This is a genomic window from Mesorhizobium sp. f-mel, assembly GCF_053850215.1.
This window is the reverse complement of record NZ_JBSPTO010000057.1, coordinates 1-10,438: the sequence shown is the minus strand read 5'-3', so window position 1 is coordinate 10,438 and position 10,438 is coordinate 1. Positions and strand designations below refer to the sequence as shown.

9 protein-coding genes are annotated in these 10,438 nt (G+C 61.6%); 2 read left to right on the top strand and 7 right to left on the bottom strand.

What is annotated here, in order from left to right:
• Positions 1-356: 356 nt before the first annotated feature.
• From ACWUKX_RS30495 to ACWUKX_RS30475, 5 genes are all read right to left on the bottom strand, one after another.
• A complete protein-coding gene (locus tag ACWUKX_RS30495) occupies positions 357-788 on the bottom strand; it encodes a PIN domain-containing protein (RefSeq protein ID WP_456010386.1) in 432 nt (143 codons plus the stop codon).
• Positions 785-1,084 (bottom strand): hypothetical protein, encoded by a 300-nt coding sequence (locus tag ACWUKX_RS30490; RefSeq protein WP_027155985.1) that lies wholly within the window; start codon positions 1,082-1,084, stop codon positions 785-787. The genes ACWUKX_RS30495 and ACWUKX_RS30490 overlap by 4 nt, the downstream gene beginning before the upstream one ends.
• A 347-nt stretch (positions 1,085-1,431) precedes the next feature.
• A complete protein-coding gene (locus ACWUKX_RS30485; RefSeq protein WP_456010384.1) occupies positions 1,432-3,333 on the bottom strand; it encodes an ABC transporter ATP-binding protein in 1,902 nt (633 codons plus the stop codon).
• Positions 3,334-3,921: 588 nt separating this feature from the next.
• On the bottom strand, positions 3,922-5,118 hold the full coding sequence (locus ACWUKX_RS30480; protein ID WP_456010382.1) for an IS91 family transposase: 1,197 nt from the start codon (positions 5,116-5,118) through the stop codon (positions 3,922-3,924).
• Positions 5,119-5,128: 10 nt separating this feature from the next.
• On the bottom strand, positions 5,129-6,034 hold the full coding sequence (locus ACWUKX_RS30475) for a tyrosine-type recombinase/integrase (RefSeq protein WP_456010381.1): 906 nt from the start codon (positions 6,032-6,034) through the stop codon (positions 5,129-5,131).
• Positions 6,035-6,294: 260 nt separating this feature from the next.
• Here ACWUKX_RS30475 and ACWUKX_RS30470 point away from each other — a divergent pair, with 260 nt between their 5' ends.
• Positions 6,295-6,591 (top strand): hypothetical protein, encoded by a 297-nt coding sequence (locus tag ACWUKX_RS30470; protein WP_455841700.1) that lies wholly within the window; start codon positions 6,295-6,297, stop codon positions 6,589-6,591.
• A gap of 736 nt (positions 6,592-7,327) precedes the next feature.
• Here ACWUKX_RS30470 and ACWUKX_RS30465 read toward each other — a convergent pair.
• A complete protein-coding gene (locus ACWUKX_RS30465) occupies positions 7,328-8,131 on the bottom strand; it encodes a DUF418 domain-containing protein (RefSeq protein ID WP_456010379.1) in 804 nt (267 codons plus the stop codon).
• Between the two features lie 1,229 nt (positions 8,132-9,360).
• Between ACWUKX_RS30465 and ACWUKX_RS30460 the strand changes: the two genes are divergently transcribed.
• Positions 9,361-9,621 carry a hypothetical protein gene (locus tag ACWUKX_RS30460; protein WP_456010377.1) on the top strand — a complete coding sequence of 87 codons (261 nt, stop codon included), beginning with the start codon at positions 9,361-9,363 and terminating at the stop codon, positions 9,619-9,621.
• Between the two features lie 95 nt (positions 9,622-9,716).
• Here ACWUKX_RS30460 and ACWUKX_RS30455 read toward each other — a convergent pair.
• A partial coding sequence (locus tag ACWUKX_RS30455) for a helix-turn-helix transcriptional regulator (RefSeq protein WP_456010375.1) occupies positions 9,717-10,438 on the bottom strand: 722 nt, incomplete at its 5' end.

The following is a 10,438-nucleotide window of genomic DNA, read 5'->3' as shown; positions in this document are numbered from 1 at the left end:
CCAAAAATTGTCCTCGATTCTCGTTCCATCAATGAGCGATGTTGCTGCAGTTGAGCTCGGCAATCGTTTAGATACCCCGCCAAGCGGGCCGACCGAGACTGATCAGTTCCCCCAAGGCGTCACGCAGTGCCCGGGAAAGACAGCGAATTGCCTCCGCCTATGCTCACTTCGAGTATATCCGACATGTTGTTTTCAGCGTGATCGGAGTCAATCCCTGGCACAACGGGTAGCTGGACCTGCGACAATCCATACGGCTGGCGCAAGCGAACTGAGCAGCGCGCACCGGATCTGGAGTGAGCCCTGTATCTGAGTCCCGGCACCTTGCCCTCCCGAGCTTTCGCTAACCCGCCAGTGCGTCACACGGCTCCGCGCATCGGATTGACGAATTGCAGTCCCGCAAAGTCCTTTTCGTTGTCCGTCACCACCACACAATCGTTCGCATCGGCGACAGCGGCTATGATCATATCGAGCCCGCTACGTGGCTGGCCGGCCGCTCTCCCTTTCGCCATCAGCTGCGCCCAGGTCAGCGCCGCCTTGTCGTCGAACGAGAGGATGCGGTTCGCAAACAACGCCTGCGGCCCTTCAGACCCCGAGAACCACTTGTCGAGCGCGTCGCGTTTTTTGCCTCGCGGCTTCTCCAAAATACCGCGGCGGATCTCCGCAAGCGTCAGCGACGCGATGAACAGATCCTCGTCGCGTTGTGACGACATCCATGCCACGAGCGATTCCGATGGCCGCGGTTTGACGACATTGCTGATGATGTTGGTATCAAGCAGGTAGCGCGTCACAGGTCGACTTTGCGCCCCTCTTCATGGGGCCGGGAAAAATCGAGGTCCGCGCCCACCAGCGGCGAACGCCGCAAGGCGGCGAGGATTCGGCCAGGCTTGGGTGGCTCGCCAGCGATCGACCTGCTCACGGTCGCGCGAAGCTCTGACGCTTCGGGGGTATCCTCCGACAGGCGCCGGGCAAGCGATCGTATCAGGTCGCGATCAGCGTCCCGACCGAGTACTTCGAAGCGCGCTAAGCCGCGCTGGGCAAGGCGGGAGCGGTAATGTTGGATGGCACGCTTCTGTGAATTTCCCATGGTGGCCTCCATCTGTTTCCAGTAATATAGCCAGGAACAAGGCTTGCACAAGGTAGGGGCGGTCCGTGCGGGCGCAACTTGGGGGGCAGCAAGGAGACGGAGGTGCTCGCTCACGTCGATCGACGCATTCCATCAAGGCGAAAAATTGCACCAAGACCTGTGCGGATGGCGTGGTTCGTCGGTTGTCAGCTACCGTCGGCATGTTTTCCGAGCGCCGGGCGAACACCTCCACTCTGTCAAATAGCAGCGCACTATCCACCCTGGAATCTGGCGCCCCCGATTGCACTTTGAGAAGAGCACGCTGGACCTCTGGAAGGGCGGTTCAACCCTGACGAGCCAATAGCCGCCTATCGAAAGCCCGCCGCCTGGAGTTCGAAGAGTTCGGCGTAGCGACCGGACTGCGCCAAAAGTTCCTCATGTGTACCCTGCGCCTCAACTTTCCCGTCGGCCAGCACCAGAACGCGATCGGCCATCCGCACGCTGGAAAAACGATGGGAAATTAGGACCGATGTCTTGCCCTTGCTCAGTTCCTTAAAACGCCGAAACACCTCGGATTCCGAACGGGCATCCAGTGCGGCCGTCGGTTCGTCCAGGATCAATAGCTCGGCATCGCGCATGTAGGCACGAGCAATGGCGATCTTCTGCCATTCGCCGCCTGACAGCTCCACGCCATTATCAAACTGCTTACCGATCATCTGGTCATATCCGCCGGGCAGCCTGCCGATGACTTGGCCGGCTTGGCTGCGTTCGGCGGCGCGTTCTATGCGATCTCTATCCTCGCGCGCCTTGATCCGGCCAACCGCGATGTTGTCACTCGCAGTCATATTGTAGCGAACGAAATCCTGGAAGATCACGCCGATCGAATTGCGCAGTTCATCCAGATCGTACTGGCGCAAATTCTTCCCATCGAGAAGGATCCGGCCCTCGCTGGGATCGTAGAGGCGCGTCAGGAGCTTAACCAGCGTGGTCTTGCCGGCGCCGTTCTCCCCAACAAGCGCCAACACCTCTCCGGCCCGCAGCGTGAAGCTGAGACCGCGCACTGCCCAGCGCTCCGCTCCCGGATATCTGAATCCCACGTTTTCGAAGACGAAGCCTTCTCGGATTGGACAAGGCACGGACAGCGCGTTTTCGGGCGACAGGATTTCAGGCTTCAATTCAAAGAAGGAGAACAGGTCCCTGAGGTACTGCGCTTGGTTGGCGGTCTGCGCGAACCTGAACAGTAGCCCTTCCAGGAGCGAGTTCAGCTGCAGGAAGGAAGTGGCGAGGAACGTAAGCTCGCCAATGCTGAAGTTGCGCTGTAGCGCCCCCCACACGATGTAAGCGTAAGCAGCATAATAGGCCATCGTGCCGATGGCGGTGAATACACCACTCCAGATCGTATGCCGTACCGCCAGCTTGCGGTTGGCGGTGTAGAACTGCTTGGCAAGCTGGACATAACGATCGATGAGGAAGCGGCTCAAGCCGAAAATCTTGACCTCTTTGGCCGTTTCGCATCTGGCTGCCGTTTCGCGTACATAGCTATGTTCGCGCCGTTGGGGCATGCGGCCGAAATCGAGCGAGTAGCTCTTCCCATTGAAATGGAACTCGCCGAGAAGTGCCGGCACAAGTGCGACCAACACCAGAACGATCAGCCAAGGAGCAAAAATGAGAAGCCCCGCGGCGAAGCTAACCACCCTTACCATGTCCGCTGCCTGGCCAAAAAGGGACATCAGCGTCATGGAGTTGCTTGTCTGCGCGCGAGCACGTTCGAGCTGGTCCTGAAATTCGGCGTCCTCGAAATCCTTCAGATCCAGTGTCGCGGCATGTTCCATCAGACGCACGCTCGATGCGGTGGTGACGCGCTCCGCCAGTACACCGTCAACGAGACGGGCGACGCGGCTCACTAAGTCTGCAAACACAGCGAGTCCAAACTCCGCCGCCATCAACAGTGCAAGCCAGTCCAACCGGTCGCCATGAATCAACTCGGACAGGGTGGGCGCCCCCGATGGGATTTGTTTAACGACTTCGTCGATGATCAGCTTGCCGACATAGAGTGTGCTGACGGGAAGCAGCGCATCGACTAGCCTCAGCAGCAATGACGAGATGGTCAGATACGGGCCTGTGCGCCACACCATCGCGATAAACAGGCCTAGGACGCGAAGCGAACTGAGCTGCTCCTTCGTTGAACACGCACGCGGTAACGAGGACGTATTGTGACAAGCAGCAGCTGGTTGAGGAGCTTTGGGATTGCCGCCATTCTGGCTCTTCATGCTAAAAACTCGCGTCCTCTGCGAAGGGTCAATGGGCTACTCCTTGACTGTAGGTCCGGTCATTCTGCTTCCGGTCCCCGGACTCCACCGCGGGTTTGGCGAGCTGAGCTGGGATGGTTTCTCCTGAGCCGATATGCAGGCTCGTTGCCAATCTGGCTTGCAAATGCCGCGCCAAGTGAAAGCCCGCTCAATGCGACGAATACGATTGTCGAGGCGCTGTCCAATGGCCGACATTGTGATGGGTTTCGGATGCCGGCCCTCTACTGAGATGGCGTGGCTCCGAGGCCGGCGTCCGGAAGCCTCCAGGGAAGGAACCCGCGGGGTGGAGATCTCGGTTTCGAGTCTATGGGGATTTGACGGTTCGGCTTGGTCCGTTGTGACCGCACCGATGGGCTTGGTGGGTGGGCAGGCATAGCTCGACGGGCTGGCGATGGCTGTGCGCATTGCGAAGCGGCCCTTGAAGAGCGGGCGGTTTCGGCGCTGCAGATGGTGCGGGACATGCGATCGGCCGGAGACGCACGATCGCCTCGGGCCGCCGACGACCAGAGCCCTCGGCGGGTAAGCGGAGCGATGAAGAGCGGTTTGTGGTCATGGCGCCCTCGTCCATGGCGGCGCGCGGGCGCGGTCGCCGCCGCGTTCGAAGGTCTCGATGACGATCATCCTGCCGCCGCAGCATGGACATGGCGGCCGCCAATCCGATGGCGTGGCGGCATCGGCGCCCGTTCCGTTGCATTCGGCCTTCGGCTGCGGCGCGGCGAGAAGTTCGCGAGCGCGCGCGATGTTGGCCTTGCGGTTGGCGCTGGCAAGCAGTCCGTAGTGGCGGATGCGGTGGAAGCCCTTGGGCAAGACATGGAGCAGGAAGCGGCGGATGAACTCGCCCGCTTCCAGCGTCATGGTCCGGTAGCGCTCCTTCCCGTTGCGACGGTAGTCCTTGACGCGGAACGTCACGCCGGTCTCGTCGAGCGTGATCAGGCGGCTGTTGGAGATGGCGACGCGATGGGTATAGCGCGACAGGTAGGCCAGCACGGCCTCGGGTCCGGCGAAGGGCGGCTTGGCGTAGACGAACCAGTTCTTCTTCTTGAGCGGTGCCAGGATGGCAGCAAAGGCGCGCTTGTCGCCGAGGCCAGCATTGTCGCCGAAGAACCTCAGCCGGCCGGCGGCATGGGCATCAGTAAGCTTCGCCAGCAAGAGCCGCCGGAACAGTTTTGAGAGCGCGCGCACGGGCAGGAGGAAGCCGGGCCGGCAGGACACCCAACGCTCACCATCGAGCGAGATGCCGCCACCGGGCACGATCATGTGGACATGCGGATGATGGGTCATCGCCGAGCCCCAGCTATGCAGCACGGCGGTGATGCCGATGCGGGCGCCGAGATGTTTTGGATCGGCGGCGATGGTAAGCATCGCTTCCGAGGCGGCGCGGAACAACAGGTCGTAGATCACCGCCTTGTTGGGATAGGCGATACCGGCGATCTCGGCCGGCAGCGTGAAGACGACGTGGAAGTAGCCGACCGGCAAGAGATCGGCCTCGCGTGCGGCGAGCCATTCCCTTGCCGTCGCGCCTTGGCACCTTGGACAGTGTCTATTCTTGCAGCTGTTATACGCAATGCGACGGTGGCCGCAGTCCTCGCACGCCTCGACGTGACCGCCAAGCGCCGCGGTGCGGCAGGTCTCGATCGCCGACATCACCTTTAGCTGGCCGAGGCTCAAATGGCCGGCCTGGGCCGCGCGCCAGGCGGCGCCATGGCGATGGAAGATGTCGGCGACCTCCAGGGACGGGCGGCGCATCGCCGCCGCGTCACCTGTCCGGTCGTATCTCGCCCTCTGTGAGCAGGCTGATCCGGTCGAGCGGACTCATCACGGTGTGGATCGTCTTGGTGGCGACATGGGCATAGAGCGCGGTCGTATTGAGCCGGGCATGGCCGAGCAGGACCTGGATGACGCGAATGTCGACGTCCTGCTCCAGGAGATGTGTGGCGAAGGAATGCCTCAGGGTGTGCGGCGTTACCCGCTTCTTGATCTCGGCGGCCTCCGCCGCCGTATGAACGGCGCGGTTCATCTGCCGCGTGGAAAGTGGCGTGATCGGGTTGCGGCCCGGGAACAGCCAGCCCCGCGGCAGCATCACGCCGCGGCGTTTGCCCTCGCGCCACCAGGCGCGCAGAAGCCCGAGCAGGTGCGGCGACAGCATGGCGTGGCGGTCCTTGCGCCCCTTGCCCTGCTCGACGCGGATCAGCATGCGCGTCGAGTCGATGTCACTCACCTTGAGCGCCACGATCTCCGACACCCGCAACCCCGCCCCGTAGCCCGTGCCGAGCGCGGCCTTGTACTTCGGACCTGGTGCGGCTTCGAGCAGCCGCGCCACCTCCTCGACGCTCAGCACCAGCGGCAGCTTGCGCGGCTGGCGGATGATGGTGAGACGGCGCGAGAGATCGGGCCGGTCGAGCGTCACGGTGAAGAAGAAGCGAAGCGCCGAGACCGAGCTATTGATCCCCGGCGGCCGCATGCCGCTCTCGGTCTGGTGCAGTTGGAAACGCCGCAGATCCTCAGCCGTCGCGGTATCAGGCGACCGCCCGATGAAGGCTGCAAACGCCTTCACGCAACGGATATAGTCACGGCGCGTATCCTCGGTGAAGCCGCGCATGGACATGTCTTCGATCATGCGCTCGCGAAGTGCGCTGCCGGATGGATGCGTAGGGACGGTCATCGGATGCTCCTCTCAAGCTGAAGGTTGACACTTCATGCTCGGAGGCCGATGGCCGTCCGTCACCCCTGATCGATTTAAAGCCTCACCGATGCTGCCAACGAAGCATACGCCTCAAACCCCGCGCCTCTCCCGCGAGCGGGTCGTTCTCTGTCGGATATGCGACAAATACGGCCTTCACCTGGGATGGAAATCGAGCATACCAACCGCGCGCCGATCTCGGTTGCGGTGCGGTGTTGTTTTCTGGGAATCAAGTCACGCCCGTGGCGACCGAACTGATCGGCCACTACCGGTCCGTGCTCGAACCGGTCAATGTGGAGATCATACTCTACAACTACCCGCCGAAGGCTGGCATCGAGGTGGGGGTACACGCTTCCTGGGACCAGCCGCGCATCAAAGCCTGGGATCAAACATCTAGTGCAGGCGTCTCTAAAGCGCTGACCCGCGAAGGCTGTCCTAGCCTCTATAGCGACGCCGTGGAATTCCACGCTGACGAGAGCATATCGAGGTGCGGCAGCGCTTCTGCTTCGCGGGAGGCTTGGTGCGAACGCCTTCAGTGACTTGGAGCCGGCCGTCAGAACCACTCGATCCGCGATCCCTATCGGTGCGGTAATGGCCCATAGTCGAGGCTTTCGAACGGCTCGGGGGCACGGTCAAGGGGGGTAGCACAGTCAGCGGGATTGAACGGGGAGACGTTGGTTCGCCGGGTACGATCTGAAGATGCCCGTCGCATCGCCGCCCGGCCCCGCAGCGACGGTTCACCAGACCGCTGTCGACGGATGGCCGAGCCGATCCCTCTGGAGACGGAGCGCGGCGACCGAACCCGAAGCGTGTGGCCGGGCAGAGCCGGCCCCGCCATCATACGGAGCGCGAGGGCTGCAGGTCGACATGCCGGCCGGAATCCCGGAACGACAAGGTGGGCTCGCTCCGGAATTCAAGTGGCCAGAACGGGCGAATGCATGAGCCATAGGCCGGTGCTGCCCAACCCGGGCCGGTATCTCGCGATCCACGAAGACCAGGGGCGTCTACTACGCCACAAGTCATGGGCATCTCGGCGGACCCACGCGGCTGCCACGCGGATCAGGGCGGATCTCGTCACTCGGCAGGCTCTATCCATGGATGTTGCGTCCTATCGATTCTGAGGCTCCCACACGAGTATGAACAGCGGCTATTCGCGCCACCGTCGCATCGACACGAAAAGTTATCCGACATGCCGGTCAGTTCTCGGCGTAGTGGAACCGCAGGAGCTCCTCAAATGGCCGCGGATCTCGCGCATCCTGTTCGGTTGACGCAGTGCTAAGGCACGAAGCGAGACAGGTCTGCGGCTTTGCCCATCAGCGCCTCGAGCGGACCTTGGCCGAACGCGCGCCTCCATAACATTGCGAACGCACTGGTTGCGAGCACGAAGCCTCCCAGCAGGTAGAGTGACGATCCTGGCTCTTCCGTTATTCCAAGCAGCCGAATTCCCCATAGGTGCAGGACATAAGCCGTCAAGGACATGGAACCGACAGCCACGATTGGACCGGTCAGCACGCGAAGACGCGTGTCGGAAACGGCCAGGCTGATCGCCAGAACCAGGAGGGCAACGCCGGTGTTCCCCAGGATCGAGAAGGTGGTCTCACTGTGAGGGGAGGCCACCCACAACCAAACGGGCCCGGCCTCGAACGAGCGGAACCACTCTCCCGCATCCGACCACCAGAGATCCCCCACGTCCCCACCATACGCGGTGATCGTCTGTGCGACCCCCGGCACATAGTGCAATGCGAGCGCAGACCCTCCATATCCAAGGACGGCAAGCGCTATTCCAGCGGTCGCCAACCACCGGCGGGTGGTCACCTTCGTCAGATTCAGACGTGCGACTGCCATGCCTGCGATGATGAATGGTATCCATGTGATGGCAGGGTACATCCCGCTGAGCAACAGGGTGACGAAAGGGTCAAAGGCCATCTCCTCATCCATCATCTGGTTGATCAGGAATGCCAGCTGAGGAGACACAAGTGCCGTCGAAAGCGCTATGGCTGCAAGGGTGACCGCATCCAGCCGGCAGAGTGGAAGAACCAGCAAAAAGCACAGCCCGTAATAGGCGAGGACCACAGCCACCCACGTTCCGGTGGCCTTCAGCAGCAGACCTAAAATTAGCAGGAAGTGCGCGTATCACGATTTTGGTGGCAGCTTGGCGACCTGCTTGTCCTGTCTTTGGGACTCTTCCAGAAATAAGGACAAGGGAGAACCCCGCCAAGAAGGCAAAGAGCGCAGAAGAGCGACCATGAGCGAGTTCTAAAAAGAAGCCGGTGACGCCCCCTTCGCTTGGACTGGGTCCGACATGTGCGGCGTACATGCCGAACACAGCCAATCCGCGCGCCAGGTCAACGCCGACAAGTCGGTTTGCGGGCGAGCAACGGCCCGAGTCGGCACCTCCTGACACAGGGGCGCTAGCCACCAAGGCTGAGTTGAGTCGAAAAAAGGCCATGGCGTCCCCGAATGTGTTGGTATGCGCTGCCGGGCCGATAAATCCGACGCGCGCGGTAAGCTCGTGTCCGCAAGAACTGTGGAGAAGCGGCGACGGAACAGGCCACACCCTTGGCGAGGGAAGGTCGCGCTATCACGTCGACATGACTGCGGGTTTGGCGAGCTGGGTTGGGATGATTTCTCCTGATCGCCGAGGCGGGAGCCCCGGTTGTCCATAGGCCAGCAAATGCCGTGCCAAAGGAAAGGCCGCTTGCAGCAACGGCTATGACCTTGGAGGCGTTGTCCGATAGCCGACAATGTCGGACATGCGACAACCTGAACGAGTGACATCACGAAGTCAGAGGCGGCCGCTTTTTCGGCGAGTGATAGACGACGAACCAGTTCAAGGAGCTGGCGAGCGAGCCGGGAAGGCTATGGACTTCGCTCGACAGAGCTTCGGGTACGGCTCTGGCGCCGTGAATTGACGGGCCTAGAATAGAAGCGCCGAAAACGTGTTGGTGGTTTCCGTTCGCTGTGTCCGGCCTCGTGTTTGCGCCAGCAATCGAATACGGCCGATGAAAAGCGGTTCTGTCTGGCTTCTGATGACCCGTCGCTTCGTGGCAAATGGCAGGCTCGGTCTCCGGAACCGGCTTGTTGCGGCGGGCCTGCAGGCAAGAGCGATTGGCTCTGCCACTACCGACGCCGGACTCCTTGGGGAGAAAAACACTGTTCTATAGGGCTGCCGTGCGTCGGTGCTTCGCAGATTTGCAACTGGCGCGAGTCGGCCCTTGGCCAGTCGTCCCTTTTGACTGCGCATTTTCAACCTGGCAATAACCTGTGCTGGCCGCATCCGCCGACGAGGCCGAGCTGCGGATCGCGGAATGCGGGCCAGCCTGGAATGGAATCGAGCATACCAACCGCGCGATGTCGATTGCGGTACGGCGGTGTTTTCGGCGGCATTCTATGCCGCGTCCGCGCCGGACGAACTGATCGCCAATTGCCGATCGGTGCTCGAGCCGATCGATGTGGAGATCATACTCTACGACCAGGTGCGAAGACTATTCGGCGACCGCAAGGGCCGTGAGGCTTGCCCGCAGAATGGGCGATGGGGGTCTGGGTTGTATGCCCTCGCGCCAGGATGAATTGCGATCCTGTCGCTGAGCCCGTTGTCCTCCAGTTTTGAGGCCACCCCAATAGTTTATCGCCAACCGGTGCGGCATCACGCGATTGCGTGAGGCTAGCTGATCAGCCCCAGGCGAAAAGCTTTCGCGACAGCATGCACGTTGTTTGTCACGCCGAGCCTCTCGCGCACCGATCGTAGATGCGTGTCTGCGGTGTTGCGGCTGATGTTGAGGCGATCAGCGATCCTGTCCACGGTAAGGCCCTCGGCAGCCCAGCGCAGGACGTCCTGCTGGCGCGGAGACAGACGCACGGGTTTCGAGCTTCGTTTTCCATCTGCAAGGATGGCCGCGCAGCCGAAGGCGCAAGCGGCGACGAACTGAAAGGCGAGGCGGTCGTGCGGATCCGGCTCGAGCTTCTCCCCTGCAACGGAAAATCCCACCGCCTGTCCGTTCAATGTCGCAAACGGAATCGTGAAGCCGTCGCGTAGCTTAAACTCCGATGCCTCCGCCAAGACCCGCCGGCCGAAGGAACAAACCGTGGCAACTTGATCGATTTCGCTCCACCGGAAGGGCGTGGCCCCACGCTTCACAAGCTGAATGGTAGGGTCGCGATAAAGGTAGCCTTTGGAGAAATAGCGTTCCGACCATTGTTGTGGCCAGGCATCGAGCAGCACATGCGCAATCTGCTCGCGCCTCAGCGCACGAGGCGGCGGGATCGGTCCTGCCAGTACGTTTCTAGCGCCAAACCGCTCGGCATAGGAAATCAGGTGCCGACAGATTTCCTGCTGGCTTGAGCTCTTGCGGATCTGATTGAGGAACTCGAACGTGTCATCGAGGT

Excerpts from the sequence above, each read along its gene's own strand:
- ACWUKX_RS30490 (WP_027155985.1), bottom strand. The coding sequence starts at position 1,084 with ATGGGAAATTCACAGAAGCGTGCCATCCAACATTACCGCTCCCGCCTT.
- ACWUKX_RS30485 (WP_456010384.1), bottom strand. The coding sequence starts at position 3,333 with ATGAAGAGCCAGAATGGCGGCAATCCCAAAGCTCCTCAACCAGCTGCT.
- ACWUKX_RS30480 (WP_456010382.1), bottom strand. The coding sequence starts at position 5,118 with ATGCGCCGCCCGTCCCTGGAGGTCGCCGACATCTTCCATCGCCATGGC.
- ACWUKX_RS30475 (WP_456010381.1), bottom strand. The coding sequence starts at position 6,034 with ATGACCGTCCCTACGCATCCATCCGGCAGCGCACTTCGCGAGCGCATG.
- ACWUKX_RS30460 (WP_456010377.1), top strand. The coding sequence starts at position 9,361 with ATGCGGGCCAGCCTGGAATGGAATCGAGCATACCAACCGCGCGATGTC.